The 23327-nt window shown below is 43.1% G+C and carries 22 protein-coding genes; 10 read left to right on the top strand and 12 right to left on the bottom strand.

From position 1 onward, the window contains the following. Positions 1-79 precede the first annotated feature (79 nt). A complete protein-coding gene (locus L1070_RS12635; RefSeq protein WP_237125804.1) occupies positions 80-1645 on the top strand; it encodes a LysM peptidoglycan-binding domain-containing protein in 1566 nt (521 codons plus the stop codon). 74 nt (positions 1646-1719) lie between these two features. Here the strand turns inward: L1070_RS12635 and L1070_RS12630 are convergent, their stop codons facing one another. From L1070_RS12630 to L1070_RS12620, 3 genes are read right to left on the bottom strand one after another with little or no spacing between them, the layout of a single operon-like run. After that, a complete protein-coding gene (locus L1070_RS12630) occupies positions 1720-2163 on the bottom strand; it encodes a flavodoxin (protein WP_237125803.1) in 444 nt (147 codons plus the stop codon). After that, positions 2163-2897 (bottom strand): tRNA pseudouridine(65) synthase TruC, encoded by a 735-nt coding sequence (gene truC / locus L1070_RS12625; RefSeq protein WP_237125802.1) that lies wholly within the window; start codon positions 2895-2897, stop codon positions 2163-2165. The genes L1070_RS12630 and truC overlap by 1 nt, the downstream gene beginning before the upstream one ends. Then, positions 2891-3226: a YqcC family protein gene (locus L1070_RS12620; protein WP_237125801.1), complete on the bottom strand. Its 336-nt coding sequence runs from the start codon at positions 3224-3226 to the stop codon at positions 2891-2893. The genes truC and L1070_RS12620 overlap by 7 nt, the downstream gene beginning before the upstream one ends. A 128-nt stretch (positions 3227-3354) precedes the next feature. On the opposite strand from L1070_RS12620, the gene L1070_RS12615 reads away from it, so the two are divergent. The 3 genes from L1070_RS12615 to L1070_RS12605 all read left to right on the top strand — a co-directional run bounded on the left by L1070_RS12615 (position 3355) and on the right by L1070_RS12605 (position 5801). Further along, positions 3355-4383 (top strand): DUF3549 family protein, encoded by a 1029-nt coding sequence (locus tag L1070_RS12615; protein ID WP_237125800.1) that lies wholly within the window; start codon positions 3355-3357, stop codon positions 4381-4383. Further along, the gene (locus tag L1070_RS12610; protein ID WP_070986668.1) at positions 4384-4689 is read left to right on the top strand and encodes a DUF3301 domain-containing protein; all 306 of its coding nucleotides are present in this window, start codon (positions 4384-4386) and stop codon (positions 4687-4689) included. 74 nt (positions 4690-4763) lie between these two features. Next, on the top strand, positions 4764-5801 hold the full coding sequence (locus tag L1070_RS12605; RefSeq protein ID WP_237125799.1) for an LD-carboxypeptidase: 1038 nt from the start codon (positions 4764-4766) through the stop codon (positions 5799-5801). A 603-nt stretch (positions 5802-6404) separates the two neighbouring features. Here the strand turns inward: L1070_RS12605 and L1070_RS12600 are convergent. Then, positions 6405-7055: a GNAT family N-acetyltransferase gene (locus L1070_RS12600; RefSeq protein ID WP_070986665.1), complete on the bottom strand. Its 651-nt coding sequence runs from the start codon at positions 7053-7055 to the stop codon at positions 6405-6407. Positions 7056-7157: 102 nt separating this feature from the next. Between L1070_RS12600 and L1070_RS12595 the strand changes: the two genes are divergently transcribed. From L1070_RS12595 to L1070_RS12585, 3 genes are read left to right on the top strand one after another with little or no spacing between them, the layout of a single operon-like run. Further along, positions 7158-7385 carry a DUF2789 domain-containing protein gene (locus tag L1070_RS12595; protein ID WP_237125798.1) on the top strand — a complete coding sequence of 76 codons (228 nt, stop codon included), beginning with the start codon at positions 7158-7160 and terminating at the stop codon, positions 7383-7385. A 48-nt stretch (positions 7386-7433) separates the two neighbouring features. Next, on the top strand, positions 7434-7694 hold the full coding sequence (locus L1070_RS12590) for a hypothetical protein (RefSeq protein WP_070986663.1): 261 nt from the start codon (positions 7434-7436) through the stop codon (positions 7692-7694). Position 7695: 1 nt separating this feature from the next. Then, positions 7696-8469, top strand: coding sequence for a Zn-ribbon-containing protein (locus L1070_RS12585; protein ID WP_070986662.1), 774 nt, complete (start codon positions 7696-7698; stop codon positions 8467-8469). A 1-nt stretch (position 8470) separates the two neighbouring features. On the opposite strand, the gene syd is transcribed toward L1070_RS12585, so the two are convergent. Then, on the bottom strand, positions 8471-9010 hold the full coding sequence (gene syd / locus L1070_RS12580; RefSeq protein WP_070986661.1) for a SecY-interacting protein: 540 nt from the start codon (positions 9008-9010) through the stop codon (positions 8471-8473). A 61-nt stretch (positions 9011-9071) separates the two neighbouring features. Between syd and queF the strand changes: the two genes are divergently transcribed. Beyond that, positions 9072-9917 (top strand): NADPH-dependent 7-cyano-7-deazaguanine reductase QueF, encoded by an 846-nt coding sequence (gene queF, locus L1070_RS12575; RefSeq protein ID WP_237125797.1) that lies wholly within the window; start codon positions 9072-9074, stop codon positions 9915-9917. Here queF and L1070_RS12570 read toward each other — a convergent pair. Genes L1070_RS12570 through L1070_RS12560 form a run of 3 tightly spaced genes read right to left on the bottom strand, consistent with a single transcriptional unit; the run spans position 9904 to position 16237 of the window. After that, positions 9904-10773, bottom strand: a complete 870-nt coding sequence (locus L1070_RS12570; RefSeq protein ID WP_343221757.1) for a peptidylprolyl isomerase — start codon at positions 10771-10773, stop codon at positions 9904-9906. The genes queF and L1070_RS12570 overlap by 14 nt on opposite strands. A gap of 50 nt (positions 10774-10823) precedes the next feature. Next, entirely contained in the window at positions 10824-14501 is a 3678-nt protein-coding gene (locus L1070_RS12565) for a translocation/assembly module TamB domain-containing protein (protein WP_237125796.1), read from the bottom strand. Then, entirely contained in the window at positions 14501-16237 is a 1737-nt protein-coding gene (locus tag L1070_RS12560; protein ID WP_237125795.1) for a BamA/TamA family outer membrane protein, read from the bottom strand. The genes L1070_RS12565 and L1070_RS12560 overlap by 1 nt, the downstream gene beginning before the upstream one ends. Before the next feature lie 162 nt (positions 16238-16399). Between L1070_RS12560 and L1070_RS12555 the strand changes: the two genes are divergently transcribed. Next, positions 16400-16729: a ribonuclease E inhibitor RraB gene (locus tag L1070_RS12555; RefSeq protein WP_237125794.1), complete on the top strand. Its 330-nt coding sequence runs from the start codon at positions 16400-16402 to the stop codon at positions 16727-16729. Positions 16730-16761: 32 nt separating this feature from the next. On the opposite strand, the gene L1070_RS12550 is transcribed toward L1070_RS12555, so the two are convergent. From L1070_RS12550 to pyrC, 4 genes are all read right to left on the bottom strand, one after another. Next, complete coding sequence (locus L1070_RS12550; protein WP_237125793.1) at positions 16762-18507, bottom strand: DEAD/DEAH box helicase family protein; 1746 nt, start codon at positions 18505-18507, stop codon at positions 16762-16764. Between the two features lie 114 nt (positions 18508-18621). After that, positions 18622-18927: an H-NS histone family protein gene (locus L1070_RS12545; RefSeq protein WP_070986654.1), complete on the bottom strand. Its 306-nt coding sequence runs from the start codon at positions 18925-18927 to the stop codon at positions 18622-18624. A gap of 203 nt (positions 18928-19130) precedes the next feature. Then, positions 19131-19340: a cold-shock protein gene (locus L1070_RS12540; RefSeq protein WP_070986653.1), complete on the bottom strand. Its 210-nt coding sequence runs from the start codon at positions 19338-19340 to the stop codon at positions 19131-19133. Between the two features lie 317 nt (positions 19341-19657). Then, positions 19658-20698 carry a dihydroorotase gene (gene pyrC / locus L1070_RS12535; protein ID WP_237125792.1) on the bottom strand — a complete coding sequence of 347 codons (1041 nt, stop codon included), beginning with the start codon at positions 20696-20698 and terminating at the stop codon, positions 19658-19660. Positions 20699-20885: 187 nt separating this feature from the next. Between pyrC and L1070_RS12530 the strand changes: the two genes are divergently transcribed. Continuing rightward, a complete protein-coding gene (locus tag L1070_RS12530) occupies positions 20886-23261 on the top strand; it encodes an EAL domain-containing protein (protein WP_237125791.1) in 2376 nt (791 codons plus the stop codon). Positions 23262-23327 lie beyond the last annotated feature (66 nt).

Genomic DNA, 23327 nt, shown 5'->3' with positions numbered 1-23327 from the left:
GGCTATACTAACCACTTTAAATATATGTACTTAACAGGTAGTATTGGCGGGTTTTTGCTTGACTAAAAGAAAGTTATCTATGAATAAATTGTCCATTTCTGTTGTATTAGCAGCGCTACTGAGTAGTGGTTGTCAGACACTAACTCCTGTAGATAAGACTACCGAAGAAACGCTATCGCAGCTTAATAGCGCAAGCCCTGCAGAGATCAGTGACACCTTGCTTAGTGCAATTCAAGAACCTATAGAAGCGGATGAGCCACCACCAGTATTTGACGATGTGTGGGAGCGCATTCGCTACCAACTTTCTATTGATATTCCGCAGAATCGCCCCGTGGTTGCGGAAAGAAACTACTATCAACGCCATCAGGCATATTTAAACAGAATTGCCAAGCGCGCGGAGCCTTACCTATATTTTATTGTGGAGGAAGTTGAAAAACGTCAAATGCCAATTGAAATTGCATTGCTACCCATTGTTGAAAGTGCATTCGACCCATTTGGCTATTCACATCGCAGTGCATCTGGAATTTGGCAATTTATGCCACAAACTGGTGAGCGTTTTAATCTCAAGCAAAACTGGTGGTACGACGGCCGCAGAGACATTGTTCAATCTACTCGTGCAGCACTAGACTATCTAAGTTATCTACATAAAACCCTTGAGGGTGACTGGCTAAATGCAATTGCGGCCTATAACTCGGGCGAGGGTCGATTATTAAAAGCAATTAGAAAAAATCGCAAAAAGCACCTGCCTACGGATTTTTGGTCATTAGACTTACCAAAAGAAACAACCGCTTACGTTCCTAAGTTGCTAGCTCTGTCTGATTTATTAAAACGACAGGATGAGTTTAATGTCAGCTGGAGAAAGATCATCAATGCACAAGTGGTTGAGTCTGTAGATATTGGCTCTCAAATCGACTTAGCGATGGCCGCCGATATGGCGGATATTTCTCTTACGGAGCTTTATCGACTCAACCCAGCTTTCAATCGCTGGGCAACCGACCCGAATGGCCCGCACTCGTTACTGCTTCCTGCAGACAAAGTTGATGTATTTAAAGAGAAGTTAGCAGCCACATCTGCTGAAGACAGGCTTCGCTGGCAACATTACACGGTTAAAAAAGGCGATACGCTGTCTGTAATTGCAGCGAAGTTTTCGACCAGTCCTAGCGCAATACAGTCGTTAAATAAGCTAAATTCACACATTATCCAAATAGGCCAGAACCTACTCGTTCCTCTTAGCGAGGGAAAGCTTAAAAGTGAACACTTACCAACCAGTGTACGTAGTGCAGTGGCTAAAGCACCTCAAGCGCAGAAAACGCACATTGTCACCAATGGTGATACTTTGTGGGACATCAGTCGTGAATACGATGTGACTATTAAACAACTTGCACGTTGGAATAAGCTAAAGCCCAACTCGATTTTGCGTTTAGGGCAAAAACTTACAATTTATCAAGAGGCAAAAGCACAAAAAATTGCTGCAACTAACCGTACGATTACTTACAAAGTAAGGCGCGGAGACTCATTAGCACGTATCGCTTCTAAGTTTAATCTGACGGTTAAAGAGATTGTAAAGTGGAATGACCTAGCAGGCCAAAAGTACTTGTACCCAGGTCAAAAATTGAAGCTTAAAGTTGATGTGAAAAACTCTTAAAAAAGCGCCGTTTGGCGCTTTTTTATTCGCTGTCCGCTATTATGTAGCTACAACATAATAGCATGAGGCTGCTATTATAAGTGTGCAGCCCAACGCATGAGCCATGGGCCTGTAGGCTCCCACGGTTCAAAATGCTCACACGCATCGATATCTAGGCGCTCAATGGGAATGGTCGCATTAAGCTCTTGAACCAAAGCATCAATTTGCCGCCCTGCGCCACAAAATGTTTCTCCATAGCTAATATCTCCCAGTCCAATCACACCGACTTTCTTATTGGTAAGCATTGGAAACTGGCTTTGCATCTGCATAAACAGAGGTTGTAAGTTCTCGGGTAAATCACCTGAACCTGTTGTCGAGGAAATAAACAAAATATTGCTGGCATTTTGCAGCTGCTCCATCGTTCCCCCTTCGTATACAGCTGCTTGGTGACCAAGACCCTCTAGCTTATTTTTAACTTCGATAGCTAGGTTGTCGGCATTGCCGTACACACTACCCACAAAAATAGACACAGACGCCATTATTCGTAATCCTTTTCAGTAGTTGGCCAGCCCAATTGCGCACAAATAGACAACATAGCTTCACCTAGGCTCGCTTTAATCGTTATGGTTTTATTCGTATAAGGATGAACAAACTTAAGTGAAGTTGCGAACAACATCAACCTTTGTAATCCAAAGTGCTCAAAAAAGAAGTGATTATGTTTGTTATCACCATGATTCACATCACCAATAATTGGGTAAGATAAGTGCTTTAGGTGGCGGCGAATTTGATGCTTTCGCCCTGTTTTTGGAAAGCACTCCACTAAAGAGTATCGAATACTCGGGTATTTCCCGAATGGGATAGGCAAACTGGCTTGATGTAGGCAATTAAACTGCGTTTGCGCTTCCTGCGGCGCTTTGTTTTGATCCGCAAATTTGTCCGCTATTTTATCTAGCTCTTCCTTAAGAGGTTTATCCAGATAGACAGACTCAGGCGCAAACCCCCTAACAAGTGCTAGATAGCGCTTTTCAATGTTGCCATCGATAAATACCTGATTCATATCACGTGCTGCCTCAGAGCTCAAAGCAAACAGTAACACACCCGAGGTTGGCCTATCCAAACGATGTACAGGGAAAACATGCTGACCAAGTTGATCTCTTAGCATTTGCATCGCAAATTGCGTTTCTCGTTTGTCTAAAAAGGAGCGATGTACCAATAAGCCCGATGGTTTGTTAATCGCGACATAATTCTCGTCTTGATAAATGATCTCTAGCATATTTCACCTTTTGACAAGCTCTCATCTAGTCTTGAAAGAATATGCTTAACGCTTGCAACGTGGCCATGAGTAGATAATGAGACCTCAGCCATCGGTGTTAGCGCTATATTCCTTGGCAAATCAGCATGTTGATTGAGAAGTTGTAACATTTTAGGAATGAATATAAATTGTAGCCACTGTTCAAAGCGCAAAGTATCACAGCAAAATGGCTGGGCAGATTGCAGCAAGCTTGGGTCTATTGGCTGTGTTTGCCAAAGTGAAGCAGACTTAAGTATTTGCTCCAACTCTTGGACAAGTTTCATAACATGTTGATGAAACGAACTGTTCATTATCAAAACTCTGTATACCTTTTAATGGCGCAATTATACCTAAACTGCCATTCTTTACCCATAGCTTGCTTATCAGAGATGCGAATAACAGGTATAATCTCGCGCTCTAATCATTAAGTGGGTGAATCATGACAGCGCAAATTTCTACTTTAGGCGAACTTTTGAGTGCCGCGGGCACACAGTGGCGAGTATATGATATTGGCCGCAGGATCACGAAAATCGACAAACAACACTTTGCGCAAATTGAAACAACACAAGCCCCCTACCCATACCCGCTTGGTGGACATGCATTACTGGCCATTCAATTTTGGGATAACCAAGCCACCGTTGACCCGTATGTGTGGTTTTTAAAATTTCCACTTGATGAGCAAAGCAAGCTGATAGTAGCCAGCCGCGACCACTTTGCAAGCATGGTATTAGAAGCTTTGGGAACCGAGTTAACAGGCCAGCAAGCCGACGGAAAACTTGATAATAACCCCTATGTTTTTACACCGAATGCCAATAAATTAGCCGCTTTCAATGCCTTGTTAAAAACCGAGCTAAAACGCCCTGCGTCGCAATATTATGAATACACTGAGCTGTACTTTTCTGGCAAATTGCCAGCTGATGACTGGCAAAGCCTTGCTGTTCAAGGCCTTGCTGACTTTGCGTTTCGCCTTGATCATGGTCAAAATAGTGAAAACTTACAAGCCATTTGGGCTTCACTCCCGCTTGAAGTGAAACAACCTCTGAGCGCAATGTTAGAACACGTTGCTATCGATATCCGTTTCTCAGAGAAGCTACAAAATGAAATAAATAACAGTATCCGTGAAAATAATCTTGATGAGCTAGTGTGCAACCTCAGAGCCATCTCTGGCAGTCATGCGCAAGGCTTGTTGGCACAAAGTGTTGACACTATTTTGAGCAGTGAGTACGGCAGAGAATCTGACATTTTACTCACTTTGGCTGGACGCTGTTGGGAAGTCTTTTTAGACTCAGAGCGCCTATTTAAATTTTTGGAGTCAGCTGCTCAGAACACAAAAATAGAGGGCTTATTTGCAAGTATTTTTGCAGATCTAGTTGCAATTCCATCTTTGCGCCCACATGTTTTAGGCATTCTAAGGGCAGAAAATCGCAGTGATGATTTGTCTCGCGCAATTGGCAGGTTATTTTCATAGATGGCAACACTTTGGCTTTTTATTTTCGTAGGTGCGGTAATAGCACTATTTTGGACCTCTCGACAGGCCGCTGAAGCGGCTAAAGATCACGCCCAACATCAAGCTGATAAGCTGCAAGTTCAGCTTCTGAGTGTAGCGTGCCAAAAACGTCGGCTAGGCATACTCAAAAGTGGTAAGCCTGGTATAAAAAGCCAGTTTATTTTTGAATTCAGCTCCGATGGTGAAACCGTTTATCAGGGCGTATTACACCTTGAAAATAGCCGCTTAATGAAAGCTGATATTCCGCCACATCGTATGGCATCCTAGTACTTAGAATTATATTGATTCCAATATAATAGCCGCTTATTCTTGTAATCTTTTGCTGACTAAGGATAGCGCTTGTGAAAAAGCCATCTTATTTGCACTCTGACAGCACTATTGCCGTTGTTTCTCCATCTTGGGGAGGACCGTCTACATTCCCACATATTTATCAGCAAGGCATTAACAACTTAACAGCCCTTGGGTTCACAGTTAAACCCTACCCCACCGCCACGATGGATGCTGACAAACTATTTAACAATCCCAAGCTACGTGCCGATGATATCAACGCTGCGTTTTTAGACCCAGAAGTGGACGCGATCATAGCCACTATTGGTGGCTCTGACTCAGCGCGAATATTGAAGTATTTAGATTTGGACATGATCAGCCAAAACCCAAAACTCTACATGGGCTACTCAGACAGCACCAGCTTGACGGCAACATTGAATCAATCGGGTATCGTTACCTTCAACGGTCCGTCAGTGATGGCTGGATTCGCGCAACTACACAACTTTGATGATAGCTATCAAAACTACCTTAAGACATTTTTAACCACTAACCCAACCACCCGCACACTTCCTACATTTAGTCACTTTTGTCATGGCTATCCAGACTGGGCAAACACGGCCCATACGGGGCTATGCCATCCATTTATTAAAAGTCGCGGGCCACAAGTGTTACAAGGGAATGCTCCCGCAACTGGCAGATTATTTGGCGGCTGTATAGAAGTGTTAGAAATGCTTAAAGGCACAGATTACTGGCCAGATTCCAGTTTCTGGCAGCAAAAAGTACTCTTTTTGGAAACTTCACAAGAGAAGCCATCAGTGGAGTACATACGTTACTGGTTGCGAAATTATGGCGTAATGGGAGTATTTGAGCAACTCAGTGCCCTGCTAATTGGCCGACCAAGAGACTATAGTGAACATGAGCAATATGTATTGGAAGAAACGGTGCTAAACGTTGTCAAAGAAGAGTTTAATAACGACCAATTAGTGGTGATTGCCAATTTAGATTTCGGCCATACCGACCCGCAAATTGTGCTGCCGCTGGGTATTCAATGCAAAGTCGACCCACAGCAAGGCTCTATTACGCTAATGGAAAAGGTTTTTAGTGGCCAATGAATGATATGTTGAGCTGAATAATAAAGTGCTAGAAAAAACTAAGGCGCAACCACTGTCGCGCCTAGTTCTGACTACATCCATGATGGGTTTTCCATTCCCACTGCGTGAAGCCACCTTTTTTTTCATCCCCTGAACGGGTATACATCCTGACATACCCCTGTTTTCTTCCTTGTTTGCTTTCCATGCCACTTCCTGTGACCTATCCACTTGCCGACTTGGCCATTCCTCTTCACTCTTCCTGAGCGCTCCTTAATCGCACGCCATGTGCTTGTCCTACCGTCCTTGCGTATATCTTCCTGATATACCCTCACTCCCTGTGAGTTCCTAATTCAATCCTTGCTCCCTTATGCTCCTTGCAATTGCAGCTTACCTTACCCTCTGCACTCCACTCCTTTGACGATTCCTAATCGCTTTGTCGTCCTGACATGATTAAGTCTACGCGGTTATTCGTGCTTCAAAAGGCAAAAAAGAGAACTTTCTCACTGAAATATTTTTGCAAAAATAATAAAACACATTCATTACAATGGCTTAATGTAAAAAAAACGACAAATGACAACAGTACAAAACACCTTAGCGCACATTCATGTAGGAAAAGTCTTACACCTAATTTTCCGATCCGTCTGGTTGTTGTTTCTTAAATAATAACTCCCCTGTCACTTTCTCAAACGAAAGCTGCTTTATTACCTGATAACCATGACCTAAAAAGAATGCTTTTTGGGCCGTTTGCGTAATAAAAACAGCCATGCCGCTGATATCTTTGTTGCTTGAGATCAAATCGTCTAACCCACTGAGCAAGTAGTGCCCAAGCCCTTGCCCTTGCACATGTGGGTCAACCGCAATAAAGGCAAGAAAGTAGTAGTGTCCATATTCTTCTAACGCGTCTCTGATGGTGTTTTCTTTTTCGATTAATTGCTGGGTTTGCAGATATCCTGCACTAAGCATTAACCGCAAACGCCAATGCCAATACCGCGATGCTTGTAGCTCTGTCTCTGACTCAAGTACACATGCAACTGCGTATAAATTAGCGCCGTCAAACAAACCCACCATCGGCTGACGCCCCTGCCCAAAGCTTGCTAGCTCCTCTCTAATAAAAGCTCTCAATTTCATTTCGTAGCTACTGTCGTCTTTTGCAGATAGCACACTACGCAACACATCATCGTCATGATACGCCTGATATAACAGGCTTGCTGCAACACGCATATCTTCTGGTGTTAGATATTTCACTGCGAGGTTTTGTTGTTGTAGAACACGCATAATGTCCCCTTATGTTGTTGTTATTAGGGCAAACGGATTGTTGTTAAGTGCACTGTCTACTATAGTTACAGAGTGTTTTTTAGGCAACTTACGGAGTGATTTATGGATACCAGCAAGCACAATCTTGCCACTTTATTTGCTCAATTAGGGTTAGACAACTCACCTGATCAGATCACACAATTCATTCATAAGCATCGCATTGCTGACGATATGCTGCTTGCTGAAGCCCCCTTTTGGAATGAAGGGCAGCGACATTTTATCGAAGAATCCCTGCGTGAAGATGCTGATTGGTGCGAACTGATTGATGAACTAGATGCCATGCTACGCTAACATTTTGAGCTATGGTATGATGCGCTTTATTTGTGTGGAGTAAAGCGCATGCATCCTGCAGTACAAAAGGCAATAGCGGACTTAGTTGTAGAAGGAAAAACCCCAAGTGTTGCATTAACCAAAGCCCGTTTAAATGGCTCGGTTCCCATGCCTGTAATCATCGCAGGTCTTAGTGCCTATAAGAATAACCCAGATATAGTCAAACAGCCTTTGCAGCCAATTTCAGAGCAAGATACGCCTTCCCAGAGCCAGCTTGATAGAATAGAGCAAAAGCTTGATAGACTACTAGCCCTAATGGAGAAGGGTTAATATGTTTGTAGTAGACTTAACATTCGATTGCTATCAAGATACAACCCTCGATATGGCTGAAGTTGCCATCAATCGAGTGGTTAATGCGCTTCGCTTTAATGGTCAGATCATCGGTGATGAATTTCCAACTGTGCTAAAAGATGGTTACTTTATCACTCGGGTAATGTGTCCGCTGGAAGATGCCTTGCACCCGCTAAATCACAGCCCTTTTGTAAAACATGCAATTGACCAATTGCAAAAAGCCGGACTGCTAGCACCCAAAGTTAAGGTCATCGGGCAAGATATCCATGCGAATGGGGCCGATCAATGCACTGAGCCTTCTAGCTATATTTTATATACCACATATGTACACACATGTAGTCCATTATATTGTGGTGATGACTTTCTACCGGTACCACTTTACAAGATCCCCGCTATCGCCAACGGTGACTATAAAGCCCTCATAAAATGGCAAGAAGATTGGCAAGCGTGTGACCAAATTCAGATCAATGGCGCAACGCGCTGTGAGTTTGCCGCGCTGGAAGAAATATCAAGTATCAATAGTGATCTATTCAGACGAGGCATGGATCTCTCAAAGCGTATCCGCTTCTTAACGCAAAAGCCCGTATACTACTATCTTTACCGCGTTGGCGGTGAAAGCCTAGCAGCAGAAAAGCAACGCAAGTGCCCAAGCTGTCATGGCGAGTGGGCTCTGAGCGAACCTTGGTTTGGGCTGTTTGATTTTCGCTGTGACAGCTGTGAGCTGGTATCAAATATTTCTTGGGATTTTCAATAAACTAGAACCTGACTTGCTGTAAAAACTCCGCTAAGCTCGGGGCTAATACATGGTGTGGTGGTTTCCCTACATATTCGAGACACACCTCACCACTGTTTAGCTTTACACAAAGCAACAGGTCATCTTGTTCCGTCAGGCCTATAAATACGGTTTCTTCTTGCTTTAACTTTCTCTTCATTAAAACGTGGCCGGTAATATTCTGCTGTAGTCGCTCATAATCTTCTTGGTTCCAAGCCTGAAGCAACTCAATTTGATGTCCATCTACCTTTGCAACAACATTACCCGCAAAAAACGTGCTGTAATACTCATCCAACTCGTCAGGGAAAGTGCACTCTAATGCTACAGCCAGTTGTTGCAAGTTATTTGTGTCGGGCTGCGCTGAGGCTTGCCATTGAATACGTTCATTATCAATGGGGTCGCCGACTTCACAAGGACTTGGCCATTGAGGGTCATAGTACATACAAGGTAATGACTGATGTGCATGTTGATAATGCGCCGAAAAGTTTTCATGTAATTGGGATAAAATTTGCTTTATAGCCATATACTGCCAACCGTGTTGGGATCCGTTATAATGTCGCCATTGTAACCACAAATGGTGAAACATGACAGATTACACAAACGCCCCTGAACTTAAAGCCTCTGTATTAGGTAAAACGACTGAGTATGCATCACAGTATGATGCGTCTTTACTACACCCTATTGCGCGTAAGCTTAACCGTGATCAAATTGGTGTTGAAGAATCAGCCCTGCCTTTTAAAGGTGAGGATACTTGGACGGGCTATGAGCTATCATGGCTAAACCTAAAAGGTAAGCCACAAGTTGCTGTAGCAAGCTTTGTATTTCCTTGCCAAAGCTCACATATTATTGAATCTAAGTCTTTTAAGTTGTACTTAAACAGCTTCAACCAAAGCCGATTTGAAAGTGCCGAAGCCGTACAAAATATCCTAACAAAAGACTTATCAAAAGCTGCCAATACACAAGTTAAAGTGACGCTATATAAAGCGAGTGATTATGCTTGTTTGCCATTTACTCAAATGCCCGGTGAGTGTATTGATGACCTTGATATTGATGTAGATATATACAGCCCTCAGGCTGGGATCTTAAAAGCAGCAAGCACAAACATAGTGACCCAAACTCTACACAGTCACCTATTAAAATCAAACTGCTTAATCACATCACAACCAGATTGGGCCAGCATTGTCATTTCCTATACGGGCACCCAAGTTTGTCGTGAGTCACTATTGCGCTATCTCATTTCTTTTCGCAGTCATAACGAGTTTCATGAACAATGTGTCGAGCGTATCTATTGTGAACTGATGAACACCTTTGACTTTGAAAAACTCGATGTTTACGCTCGGTATACTCGACGAGGTGGCTTAGATATCAACCCCTATCGCTCCAGCAACCAAGATAGCACCGCATATCAGATCCGTACTAATCGGCAATGAAGCTGTGCACTGGCACTTTAATTGCGCACACATCCGCATAGTCAGGCTTGGCCACAAACCAAGCCTCTGGCCTGTTTTTTCTTGCTGCTATCAGCGCTTTAAAGTCATTTGTGTCAGTATTAAATACTTTAAACCTCAGTTTATCCTCTTTGCTTATATCAGCTAACACTTTCACGCTAGTGATTGGGTTAAACTCCTTATTTGACTCAGGCTTGCGATCAAGCTTTTGGATATGCTCCATACCGTGCAACACTTGGCCAAATACCGTGGTATTTTGATCTAAATAACGTTGTGGTGTAAGCGTCACATAAAACTCAGTCCCGCCAGAATTTGGGCCGTCTTCCCGAGCCATAGCAAAAGCCCCTGTACAGTGGGTTTGCCAAGTGTGCGTACCACTCTCATTTTGCGCAACGGCAAAACCATTTAGAAACCCTGTACGCTGTGCGTAACCGTCAACCATATCGAGTGTGGTAATGTTAAGTGGTGTTTTGCTTTTATAGATAAATTCTGCAGTTAGTTGTTTTTTAGCTTTAAGCGGCTGTTTTTTAGCACTTTCGTCACCTCCCTGTGCAACAAACCCCTCTACAAACCGGTACACACTAAGTCCATCATAGAAACGTTCGCGGGCAAGTTGCTTGATATTGTCAACGTGCAAGGGGGCAAGAAGTGGGTTAAGCTCAACATAAAGCGCACCTGTCGCAAGTTGAATTTTTAAGACATTTTCAATATCCACCACTCGCCATGCCGAATCACTGGCCTGTGCCACTATTTCATAGGGTGCTTTGAACTCATTAGCATCCACCTGCATTGCAGGCAATGTCAACATACCGATTGCTAAGTAACGATAGATAGACATGGTGTATTCCTTTTTATTATTTTTGTGGTCTCAGGGAAGCATTGGCGCTATTAATCCCAATCGAACTTATACAGTAAATCAATACTGTCATATAAACCACTGGTTGCTTCTATATAAAGCTTTGAAAACACTCGATAGCGCACTGCCACTTCACTCAACGAGTCAAATACCCCCACACGATAACTGACTTGTACACTTGGAGTCAGATACCCAGACACTTCAACCTTTGTCGAGTCACCACTGCCTCTGGCACCGAGTGATACATCGCTAAACCCTAGTTTTTCTCCTGTCTTGGCCACTAGGTTTTCGCTACGATTTAAACCTTGCGATAGTAACAATTGCGTGAGGATTGCATTATTTGAGCTTTCCCCCTCACCAAGCGGCTCACCATTGAGTAGATATGCAAGTGCCTGTGACTGGTCCATTGCGGGTTGTGAATAAATCGAAAATCGCGGCGTACTAATACTGCCAGACAATTCAATGCCTGCTTCTACGCCATCGGCAGTCACCTCTGGATTACGTATGGCACGTACATTTAAATAGGGTTTATCCAAAGCTCCATTAAAGCCTATTTGCCCCGTTTTTATTAGTAGATCCTGACCAAAAGCACGATAACGCCCTTCAAGAAGTGATAACTCACCACTTGCCAATATTGCTCTAGCGGGCACCTTGGTTACATCTAAGTGACCGGTAATGTAACTGTCCAAACCTAATGCTTTTACTCTGAAATCATCGCCCACTAACACATCAACATCTATTGAATAAGCGATAGGTGAACGGCTCTCTCGCTCTTTTTGCGCATCGACGATAACTTGATCCTCGGATACTTGAACCGCCCCTGCTGGGATATCTTTGATTTCAATTCGACCAAAGGGCACGAGTAATTTACCGACGACCGAAGCTTGTTCATTACTATAATCAACCGTGATATCAGGGGAAATTGTCAATTCCACATCAGCTTCGGGTGAGAGTAAAAAATCTTGTCCTTTAGCCGTAATACGCGCAGTTATCTGTGGCGTCCAAACCATAAATCCATCTAGCGCCAAGCTGCCCCCCTGCACACCTTGCAACTGTCCTGAAAGATAACCTTGTTTGCCATCAAATTTAACGCCCAATGTCGAAGAAACCAGAGAAATAGGAGAAATTGGTGTAGCAAAAGCTATGTCAGAAATATTAACCTCACCCGACACCTCAGGGCTACGCACATCCCCTGATAGCGTAATATCACCACTAATATTGCCCGCCAGTTTTACCGATTGTTTGAGGTTTTTGCTTAAAATAGGCGCCAGCGGCGAAAGCGACATGTGCACAATGTCTATCGTAGCTCGAACCGAGTCTGTACTTTTCGCAAGTAATGGAAACTCTAGTAGTCCTTTAACGCGCCCCAGTACAGATGAATTAACTTGCCAATCCAACGTTGCTAGTTGGTTGTTGCTGCTCAGTTGGGTGGTCAAATTCTCAACGGGCAACGTGTGTGTTTGTCCTTCATGTTGGCTATGCACCTTTAGCTGCTGCATTTGTAGCTGACCGTTCACCTTTTCCAATAGCCCACCTTGCCAAGCCACTGACAGCGCACCATGAGCAAACCCTTCTAGTTGTGCTTTATCAGCAAGCCAATGATTGATGTCTTTGAGCAAAAGCTGGCGTACGTCGACCTTGGCGTCTCCTGTACCTTTGATTAGATCCTGCTTGCCAGCAACGCAAACTTTGCTGCTCACAAGTTGCCAACAATGATTATCTACATGAGCAAAATCTTGTGACACCTTGATCTTCGCAGACTCCAGCAAGGTCAACATTTGTTGTTGATAACTCAGTTGTGCAGTCTTGAGCACACCTTGCCATTGTTGTTTTTGCCACCCGCCGTTGATGCTAAGCGAAGCCTGCAAGTCACCTTCTGTGCCTATCTCCAATGTATGTTGTGTCATATCCCCATCTAGTGACAAGTGCACATTACTCACTTGCGAAGCCCCATACTGAATATACTGAGCTTTGATCTGCGCATCGGTTTCCCAATTTGTGGCGCGATTGGTTTGCACCTCCAGCTTTACATTCCTAGCTGTCAAATTGTCAAAGCCAAACTGTTTAATATCAATATTTGCTGTCACTTTTGGCGCATTGTGAGCGCCACTAATTGTCACGTCCCCAGTGGAGATCAGATCTACTGGAATCAATGCATCATGCTGGTGATTAACATCAATTTTTCCAGATAAAGTAAGCGCTTTGCCAAGCTTACCTGACACCCGTAAGTTACTTGGTCCATAGTTCAAAGTGAGGCTATTAAGCTGTCCCTGCAAATGCTGATCTAGACTGAGTTGAGCATGGGCTGTAAGGTCTTTGCCAAGCAACTTCCCAGACGCCTTTAATGCATTTACATCTACCTGCCATTGCTTACCAGCTACACGAAAATCCGCACTCAGGTTAGCGCTAAGCGCCGTATTAGGATAGTCCGGTAAAAACATATTTATTGGCAGTGGACTAAGCTGCGCGTCGACTTTTCCTGTTATTCCTTGCTGCCAGTTCAGTTGTGCTGCCAATGTTGAGATTGACTCCTCCCATTGTAACCGTGCAGCACTGATGTTAACGCCACTCAACGTCCCCTGTAACTGCGTCGTAAGATTGATAGGCGTTTGTGGGGCAGTAAGTCCAGTCAGCGCTAGTTTTGCAGAATAATCGTTAACATTACCGCTAAGATCCATTGAGGCTTGCTGAATATGTAACTGTTCCAATGGCGCTTGCAGCAATTCATCTAGTTGCCAAGAATGCGCCACTAGCTTTATATCAAACGGCCAGTTCTGCTGAGTTAAGTCTATTTTACCTTGCAGTTCACTTGGATAAGCCCCGCGGCTTGTTACTTCCAATTTCAAGTCAGACAGAGGGCCAGACATACCTATTTGCAACTGGTTATCATCTTTATCTAATAACGTATCCACTTGAAACTGCCATGCTTTGGACCAACTTATCGTGCCCTGTGAGTCTGCGCTTACTCCCATCGCTTTTGCCGCCAGTGTGTGCCATTTAAGTTGCTGTGAATTTACTTCACCTTGCAGTACCAGCTCATTAACCACGGTCGTTTGTTCGCCTTGCACGACCTGTATTTCTCCAACCTTTAGATCTTCAAGCGTTACATCTAAAGGGACAACCACAGGTGCAAGTGCTAACCCCGCTAAACTGCTGGGTATAGTCTGAGGCTTATCTTCTGTTGTTTCAGGTAGCTTTAAATTCACTTGCTCAACAAGCAGTTTGCTAACATTGATACGTGACTCTTGTAGCTGCACTGCACTTTGCAGCTTTTCAATATTGAAGCCCTGCTGATCATAGGCCACATCGATATGTGCCACGTTAAAATCGTTAATCCCAATGGAGAATGGTAAACTGATAGGCGCTGTTTTTTGTGATTGCTCATCGACAGCCTGCGCTGTGCTGCTTAATGCAACTTTTAGCTGCTCGGCTGATATATCTAAACAAAGCGTTGCACAGCTAAACCATTCCAGTGACACCTTAAGCGCCTGCGCATTAAAGACTAACTGTTCGTTACGATAATCTATGTCTATTTGAGTGCCTGATAGCAATCGGCCATCTGCCAGCTTGACCTTCAGCCCAGATACCGTACTGTTTGCCAGCCCCACCAGTAATTGGTGACCCGGCGCGGTCGCAACAATACAAAAAATAACCACCCCAATAGCCGCAAAACCACCGAGTATTTTTTTAAAGCGTGACATAAGAGACATTAAATTTCTGGTCCTATAACAATACTTAGACGGGTACTTTTACTTTCTTTACTCAGCCCCCATGCATGGTCAATACGAATGGGGCCCACAGGGGTGATATAACGAAAACCAAACCCAGCGCCCACAGACCACTTTTCCGAAAAGTCGTTTGTGGCGGTACCCGCATCGATGAACACGGCCGCACGCCAGCTAGGCAAAAATTGGTAGTTATATTCCAAAGAGCCTGTTACGAGATACTTACCACCCACTTCCTTATCGTCTTCTTTTGGACCAATAGAGCGATAAGCAAAACCTCGAATACTTTGGTCGCCACCTGCAAAAAAGCGCATATTAAACGGCACTTCATGAATATCATCCACAACGATAGCCCCAAGGTTAATGCGGCTGATCACAAAGTGCTGTTGTTGGTAATTGCGCAACCAAGCATTGTTCCATCGTGCTTTTAATAACGATGTCGATGACACCAATGAATCACTGGCAACTTCCAATGATAGTAATCGTTCATTTGCCCAATATGGGGTTGTCCCCCCTTTTGTTTGCTTTTTGGCATAACTTATCCCCGGCAGTAGCATTTCGGTTTCGAAGCGTTCACCATCTTGTTCCGTGTTCTCATGCTCGCGTTTGATAAAAGCCGTGCGGATCCAGTTATCATCCGTTAACCATTGTCGCTGTAACTGTATGTTCCATATTTTGCTGTTGATCCCTTCTTGAATATCATCGTTGAATTGATAGCCACTCAATACGCGCCAAACATCGTTATTTGGGTCTGCAACTGGGATAGTATAACTACCCGTAATATCCTGGCGACGCTCAGACACAGACAGGTTGCTTTCTAAAAAGTGCCCATCATCAGTGATCCAAGGCTTGCTCCACTTTAAACGAGCCTTTGCCCCTAAATCTGTACTATATCCGCCACCGACCTCAAAACTATTATCAGGCTTATCTTGCACATCGACCCGCACTGGTAGTACCCCATCGTGGCGGTCTTTTAGCTGCGGATAAACTTTGGCAGAGCGAAAATAGGGAGTGGCATTTAGTGCTAGAGTGTAGTCTGACAACAATGCGCCTTGGAAAGGTGTACCTTGTTTAAATGTCGCTAAAGAACGGATGTATTGTGTTGCTTTTGTATTTTGACTCACTTGCAACTGACCAAAACGATAGCGTTTACCTCCGTCAAGTTGCCAATTAACGATTGCTGTACGTGCACCTTTATCAATCAACAACTCACTACGTTGCCATTTAAAATCAAAATAGCCGCGCTCTAGCAGCAGGCTCTCTAAGCTCGACTTGGCCTGTTGATAGAGATCGTGACGCACCGTTTGCCCTACTTTTATAGGTAAATCTGCAAGTAAGTTATGTAACGCGTCGTCATCTTGTGCTGGACCTATCATATTGACTGCAATTTCATTCCAGCTCAGTGGCTCACTCATTTCAATATTGAGTTGTAGCGTATTGTTGCTTGGTGTAACAATGAAAGAAAGCCGACTATGATAATAGCCAAGTGCTTGCATTGCTTGCTCAACAGCTTGGCGCATTGGATCTAGTTGCTGTTGCTCAAATGGTTGTTCTAAGTAGTGGCTGATATACCGACTAATATTGTCCTCTAACTCACTCTCCACGCCCTTTATATCAATATGCTGCAATTGCCAGTGCTCTTGCATCTGAGGTTGCGCCAGAGCTTTACTATGTATATTAACAAGTGCTGCAAGCAGCACAAATATAACGGCCTTAAACACTTACCATCTATTCCTTATCTAAAACTGGGCACATTCTACCATATTCATTCACAACGCCCTATGAACATTACATGCGCAATCAAGCGCTAATTTCTCCTTGCCTCTTTTTATTTGCTCGCGAATAGCCGACAATAACCATAATTGAGTTACTTGGACCTAAATATGCAATTCCCAGATGATGATAACGGCCAACTTCTAGCAGAAATGGCAGAAGCAGGCATTGACCTTACGCAGTTTCACACGGTCGATTTTTTCATTCTCTTTGAGCAAAAGCCTCAGGCTGAGTCTTTTATAAAAGCGATAGCTGAAGACGAGCTTGCACCACATACCCAATTACAGCAGTGTAAAGACACTGGTGTATGGGAAGTGATCACATCAATAAAAATGGTGCCTGAACATCAGTTACTTGGCCAAACAGAACAATATCTAGAAAGCATCGCAAATAGCCATGAAGGTTATGGTGATGGTTGGGGTATAATGGCATCTGAATAGTTCGCCTAACCCTAGAGCCCAGATAATGGGTTCTAGGATTTATCGGCAACTCTATACTGACCTTGGTAATCAAATATTTTTTCACTAACCTGCCAGCCGTATTTTTTGTGCTGCTTGGCCACAACAAAGTCAGGTGCTTCTAATAGATGAGACATCTCATACACTTGCTCTGCACTTTTCCAACTCACTTGTGTACTTCTGCCTTTCAGCCGCCGGCTGAAATCACGATTAAAAACATAGCGGCTTTTAGGGTTCGCTAAGTCATGAACTTCATCACAACTTGCGCCATCTTCATCAAAGTAGGTAATTTTTAGTTGTTGTGCTTTGAGTAAGGTCACACTCAACCCACTACACCTCAGCACCATAGCATTTTTTAAATTTAAAGCGGCTCGTAGCTTATCGTCAGGATCAGCCATGACTTCGCCGCACTCGCAGCATTGCCGTGCTGCAATATCGTTTTCACAGCCACATGCCGGACACTCTTTAAAACGAAAGCGATAATCACACTGTTGCTGCTCGGGCGGCTCACCTAATAGCCCTTGGCATCGACGTCCATAGTGTTCAATGAGCTCTCCCTGCTCATTTAGCTGACCCCAGAAAATATTTGCAAAACCACAGCCTGGACATATAACTTGTACCGGCTCACTTTGAGAGTTTGGCTTCTTTGTGCCCACTTCAGGGTGAAATAAATTAAAGTCATTGCCCGCATAGTCCAGTACTAAACAATCTTTTTTTCCTTGCGATAAGCGCAATCCTCGGCCAACGATTTGCTGATATAAACTCACCGATTCAGTCGGACGTAAAATAGCAATCAGATCAACATGAGGCGCATCAAACCCTGTAGTTAATACAGATACATTTACTAAATATTTTAACGTCTTATTCTTAAAATTATTAATTATATTATCTCTGTTAACAGTTTCTGTCTCACCAATAATTAATGCCGCACTATCTTGGGGTAAATAACTAAATATTTCTTTTGCATGCATCACGGTCGCTGCAAATATCATCACCCCACTACGCTGTTTACTCTGTTCGATAATATGAGAAACAATACTAAAAGTTGCACGAGTCTGAGCTGATAACAAGGTATTCATGTCTTCTTGGGAATACCTGCCAAATTGATCGCTTTTTAGAGAAGTAAAATCATAATGACTAATAGCCGGATTAACTTCTTTAGGTGGTGTTAAATAGCCATTCTTTATCATATAACGTAAAGGCAATTCATAAATACAACGCTTGAACGGACTATCTGGCGCTCCCCTAATGAAACCATGGTAATGATTGTGATAAATCCATCCCATACCCAGTCGGTAAGGCGTAGCACTAAGACCCAGCACCTTCAAATGTGGGTTATAAGCTTTCAATGCTTTAATGACCTTGCCATACTGACTATCACTTTCACCACTCACACGGTGGCACTCATCAATTATGAGCAAAGAGTAATAGTCTGTGAGCAACGTTAAGTTTCGTGCTAAAGATTGCACACTCGCAAAAGTAACTTGCTCACGAAGGCTCTTTTGTCCAAGCCCTGCCGAGAATATACTTGCTGTTAAACCAAAGCTGGCATATTTTTGCGCATTTTGTTCCACCAGCTCTTTTACATGTGCTAAAACAAGAATTTTATGCCGCGCAAGGCGTGCTAATTCTGCAATAACCAAGCTCTTTCCAGCACCGGTTGGCAATACAATAACAGCGGGGTCATCACACTCTCGAAAATGAGCAATGGTATTTTGAACGGCTTCTTGTTGATAAGGTCTTAGCGTATAGATACGCACCTCTCAATATTGAAAACTGAGAAACGATTGCACGATTATACACATAATAAATTAGGCTTCGAGACAAAAGGCCCATTATGGGCCTTTTAAAAATATGCTTGCTTAGTTTTTCAACTAGATGGTGTAGTCATCTAAATTAACACCCACAAATGCTTTTGGTGTTTTACCACGGCCAGTCCATTCGAAGACTTCACCATCTTTTTCAATTCTATATTTAGGTTTAACTTTTGCACGTTTATCTACTGGTGCGCCAGCAACAAGATCATCAAGGGTTAAACCTTTTTCCTTGATCAGTGCTAATACTTCCTCTTTTACTTGCTGCTGTTCACGCTGAGACTCAATCGCGTCATTTATTAATTCAGCTGCTTTTTCCAACTCAGTAAAACTTGCAGATTTGATAAAAGATTTAATTTCTCGCATTGATTGTTCTCTTAAATTATCAGGTTGATACCTAAAAAAGGTATAATATAATTAAAAATTGAAAGGTTTGTACTCATATTTCAATTACTATATTTTTGCATATAAATATAATAAATCAAATTATATTACGTGGTTCTGATAAAATAATTAGAAGTGTGAATAAAATAGGAGCAACAGAACGTTACTCCTCAGGTATAGTGAAGTTATAACACAACTACATTTTCTGCTTCAGGGCCTTTTTTACCTTGCTTAATATCAAACGACACTGCTTGGCCATCACTCAAGGTACGAAACCCTTCGCCCGAAATAGCGCTGAAGTGTACAAACACATCAGGACCGTTCTCTTGTTCAATAAAGCCGAAGCCTTTTGATTCGTTAAAAAACTTTACTTTACCTGTTTTAGAATTAGACATACCTATTATTCCTGTAAGTCAGATCAATTTAACACTCGCCTTAAAGGCTTCCTCCCTGAGTTTGCGCCGCAACCCGTCGGAATAATAAATACAGCAAAAAACACTTTACGCTCATTAACTTGTAGCTAATGAAGCTTCCTTACCGCAACTCTTACATCCATAGAACAGCAAAAACTCAAAGCATTCTAAGCCTAACATATAAAATGACCAACAGTACAAATTACCAGCAAAATTAATAATTAAATAATATTATTAAATAAAAAAACGCACTAATAAGTGCGCTTTTTTTATTTAATTCAGGTTATTAGCGATTACAGTTAGACTACTTTCCAAGATATTTCTGCACCAGCTTTAATTGGCACCACATGGCTATCTCCTAGAGGGTAACTTTCTGGAACACTCCAGCTTTCACGCTTTAACGTCACAGTGTCTGAATTGCGTGGCAAATCATAGAAGTCAGGACCAAAATGGCTAGCAAACCCTTCTAATTTATCCAACGCGCCCGCATCTTCAAACGCTTCAGCATATAGCTCTAGTGCTGCATGTGCAGTGTAAGCTCCTGCACAGCCGCATGCGGCTTCTTTTTTATCCTTAGCGTGAGGTGCAGAGTCAGTACCTAAGAAAAACTTTTTATTACCGCTTGTTGCAGCCGCTATCAAAGCTTGTTGGTGAATGTTGCGCTTTAATATTGGCAAACAATAATAATGTGGCCTAATGCCGCCTGCCAACATGTGATTTCGATTGTACAACAAGTGGTGTGCCGTGATGGTGGCAGCAACGTTATCTGAAGCACTCTCAACAAATTCAACCGCATCTTTAGTGGTGATATGCTCAAGCACAATCTTAAGTTTTGGAAATGCTGTCACGACTTTAGCAAGTTTGGTCTCAATGAATATCTTTTCCCTGTCGAAAATATCAATCGCTGAGTCGGTTACTTCACCGTGAACCAACAATAGCATTCCCACTTCTTGCATTGCTTCAAGCACTGGGTAAATGTTTTCAATATCAGTTACACCAGAATCTGAGTTGGTGGTTGCTCCAGCAGGGTAAAGCTTAGCGGCAACGATATGACCACTTGCTTTGGCTTTTTTAATTTCTTCTGGTGTAGTGTTATCTGTGAGATAAAGCACCATCAGCGGGGTAAAACTCCCCTGTGGCTGTGCGGCCATAATACGCTCTCTATAAGATAACGCGGTTTGTGTACACGTAGCCGGTGGCACTAAGTTAGGCATGATTATAGCGCGACCCATATAGCGGCTAATGTCTCTAACGGTATCTTTAAGTTGTACTCCGTCACGCAGGTGCACGTGCCAGTCATCAGGTCGAGTAATCGTAAGGGTGTTTACTGTACTTGTCATTGCTCTATTTTCCACGGCTGAATTTGCCCGATCATAGGCAGTTAACACCCCAGAGTAAAGTTTTTGCGCTCATCCACGCGCCACAAACAGCTTATTTGTTTCTAAAATGCTTTTTTTTGCGCAATAATGTGTCGTTTGTCTTACAAGTAAGTTAAATTGGTCTTAATTGCATATATGAGTGATGTGAATGCTTTCAAACAACAAACTAGAATCAAAAACTGAGCAGCTTAGCATCATTAATCAATTTTCTTCATCCCTGCTGCAAATCACGCAACTTGATGAATTATTTGATTATGTCACTTCTCAGGTGGTAAGCCGTCTGGGTTTTGTTGATTGTGTGATCTACCTTGCTGACGAACAGAGTGAGTTTTTAGAAGAAGTCGCTAGCATGGGTGTTGCTCACCAAAGTAATGATTATAAAGTTGCACAAACCAAAATTCCCATTGAGCAGGGGATAACAGGACATGTCGCCAGAACGAGGCAAGCTTTTGTCTCTGGAGACGTATCGGTCGAGCCGATGTATATCGCTGACTCAAGACCTGCTTTGTCTGAGATCTGTGTGCCTTTGGTGTATGAAAACACCCTCCTTGGCGTGATTGATTGTGAACACCCACAACGCGATTATTTCACAGAAGGACATCTACAAATTCTGTCTACGGTTGCACATTTGCTGAGCGCTAAAATTAATCAGGTAAAAACCCTCAACAACCTTACAAAAACAATAGAGCAACTCAATCAAGCACAGCAACTAGAGCAGTGTTTGTTAAAAATCGCCAATATTACCTATCGCTCACTGGACTTAGAGGCGTTTTACGATGAGTTATATCAGATCATTAACAGTCAGTTACCTGCTGAAAACTTTTTTATCGGCTTATATGACAGATACAGTGATATTCTCGAAATTGACTACCTGATTGAGGGCAAAGTTAAATGTAACGCGCACCAGCGAGTAACTAAGGCACAGATCAAACACACCGCCTCTTACTTTACCTTAACTTCGGGCAAACCCTTGTTGTGTAATACCCGAGAGTTTGAACGCCATATTGAGTTGGGTAATTTCCAAATGGTGGGCCAGTCACCTAAGTCTTGGCTTGGCGTGCCATTTGCTGTGAATGACCAGTTTCAAGGCGTGATCGTTATCCAAAGCTACACACAAGACAGAGCGTTTAACCATCATCACTTGTCTATTTTAACTTACATCAGTCGTCAAGTGAGTATGGCGATCGACAGACAACTATCACGTCAGGCATTGGAACACAGAGCACTACATGACGAGCTAACTGGACTTGCCAACCGCTATTTGCTGCTGGAACGTGTAAAGCACGCCATCTTGAGTTTAGATAGAGAAGATGAGGACAGCTCACATTGCTTACTATATTTGGATTTTGATCGCTTTAAGAGTATTAACGATGCGTTAGGTCACGATGTAGGAGATCGCTTTTTAGTCGCCATAGTTAACATGATCAAAGGCTGTATCCGTCGCACTGATACCTTTGCCCGACTCGGTGGCGATGAATTCGCTATTTTCATTGAGAATGTCAAAGATAAAGAGCAGGTGTCTCTAGCGCTTGAGCGCATCAATGAGGCAATTGCCAAGCCACTGTATATCGATGGTCACGTGCTACAAGCCTCCACCAGTATCGGCGTAGCTTTTACTGATGATGCCACAGACAACGCCATCACATTGCTACAACAGGCTGATGCAGCAATGTATGAAGCAAAATCTAGAGGCCGAGGCCAAGTGTGTTATTTCAATAACGCCATGCGAAAAAAACTCAAACGTCAGGCAGATATAGAGAACGATCTGCAACATGGTATTCAAAACGATGAGTTTGAACTTTACTTTCAGCCTATCTTTGCGCTAAATGATCCCCATGTTGTGAGCTTTGAGGCCCTAGTACGTTGGCATCACCCCAAAAACGGTTTGGTTCCACCCAATGACTTTATCGTGATAGCTGAGCAAACCGGACAGATCATCGAATTGGATTTGCATTTACTCAAGCTCGCTGCACAGCAACTGCACAGCTGGCGTCAAGAAGGCAGCCCGATGATTCGAATCACCGTTAATGTTTCATCAAGGCACTTTGCCAGCCTCGATTTTGTGACTTACATGCAGCAACTCTATATAGACTATCAACTTCCCAATGGGGCATTGTGTCTTGAGATCACCGAGTCTGGTTTGATTGAAAACCTTAAGCTTGCAACCAAAATCATCCAAGGCTTAGAACCCCTAGGTGTGAAACTCTATTTGGACGACTTCGGTACGGGCTATTCTGCCTTAGGATATCTGCACCAATTACCCATTCACGTATTAAAGTTAGACAAAAGCTTTGTGGATCAATTAACCCACAAAGAAAACCCGCTGGTCGACGCCATTTTGTCGCTCGCGCGCTCACTTGATTTAAAAGTAGTAGCTGAAGGAATAGAAAACCCAAAACAATGGGCATTGTTAAAACGCAAAGGCTGTCAGTTCGGTCAAGGTTTTATGGTATCTAAACCGCTGCCAGCAAAACAGGCCATGCAATTTCTAATCGACAATACCCAAATGACCCTGTCGATTTAAGAATGTTGATACATTTCAGAGCAGACGTATCATGAAAAAGCCCATGTTGATATGGGCTTATTTTTA

This window comes from Pseudoalteromonas sp. MMG022 (genome assembly GCF_021654245.1).
Classification (GTDB): Bacteria; Pseudomonadota; Gammaproteobacteria; order Enterobacterales; family Alteromonadaceae; genus Pseudoalteromonas; species Pseudoalteromonas amylolytica.
The sequence above is the reverse complement of the archived record's forward strand: the minus strand, read 5'-3'. Positions and strand labels throughout refer to the sequence as shown.

Coding starts and splice junctions, on each gene's coding strand:
- L1070_RS12635 (WP_237125804.1), top strand. CDS start 80: ATGAATAAATTGTCCATTTCTGTTGTATTAGCAGCGCTACTGAGTAGT.
- L1070_RS12630 (WP_237125803.1), bottom strand. CDS start 2,163: ATGGCGTCTGTGTCTATTTTTGTGGGTAGTGTGTACGGCAATGCCGAC.
- truC (WP_237125802.1), bottom strand. CDS start 2,897: ATGCTAGAGATCATTTATCAAGACGAGAATTATGTCGCGATTAACAAA.
- L1070_RS12620 (WP_237125801.1), bottom strand. CDS start 3,226: ATGAACAGTTCGTTTCATCAACATGTTATGAAACTTGTCCAAGAGTTG.
- L1070_RS12615 (WP_237125800.1), top strand. CDS start 3,355: ATGACAGCGCAAATTTCTACTTTAGGCGAACTTTTGAGTGCCGCGGGC.
- L1070_RS12610 (WP_070986668.1), top strand. CDS start 4,384: ATGGCAACACTTTGGCTTTTTATTTTCGTAGGTGCGGTAATAGCACTA.
- L1070_RS12600 (WP_070986665.1), bottom strand. CDS start 7,055: ATGCGTGTTCTACAACAACAAAACCTCGCAGTGAAATATCTAACACCA.
- L1070_RS12595 (WP_237125798.1), top strand. CDS start 7,158: ATGGATACCAGCAAGCACAATCTTGCCACTTTATTTGCTCAATTAGGG.
- L1070_RS12590 (WP_070986663.1), top strand. CDS start 7,434: ATGCATCCTGCAGTACAAAAGGCAATAGCGGACTTAGTTGTAGAAGGA.
- L1070_RS12585 (WP_070986662.1), top strand. CDS start 7,696: ATGTTTGTAGTAGACTTAACATTCGATTGCTATCAAGATACAACCCTC.
- syd (WP_070986661.1), bottom strand. CDS start 9,010: ATGGCTATAAAGCAAATTTTATCCCAATTACATGAAAACTTTTCGGCG.
- queF (WP_237125797.1), top strand. CDS start 9,072: ATGACAGATTACACAAACGCCCCTGAACTTAAAGCCTCTGTATTAGGT.
- L1070_RS12570 (WP_343221757.1), bottom strand. CDS start 10,773: ATGTCTATCTATCGTTACTTAGCAATCGGTATGTTGACATTGCCTGCA.
- L1070_RS12565 (WP_237125796.1), bottom strand. CDS start 14,501: ATGTCTCTTATGTCACGCTTTAAAAAAATACTCGGTGGTTTTGCGGCT.
- L1070_RS12555 (WP_237125794.1), top strand. CDS start 16,400: ATGCAATTCCCAGATGATGATAACGGCCAACTTCTAGCAGAAATGGCA.
- L1070_RS12545 (WP_070986654.1), bottom strand. CDS start 18,927: ATGCGAGAAATTAAATCTTTTATCAAATCTGCAAGTTTTACTGAGTTG.
- L1070_RS12540 (WP_070986653.1), bottom strand. CDS start 19,340: ATGTCTAATTCTAAAACAGGTAAAGTAAAGTTTTTTAACGAATCAAAA.
- pyrC (WP_237125792.1), bottom strand. CDS start 20,698: ATGACAAGTACAGTAAACACCCTTACGATTACTCGACCTGATGACTGG.
- L1070_RS12530 (WP_237125791.1), top strand. CDS start 20,886: ATGCTTTCAAACAACAAACTAGAATCAAAAACTGAGCAGCTTAGCATC.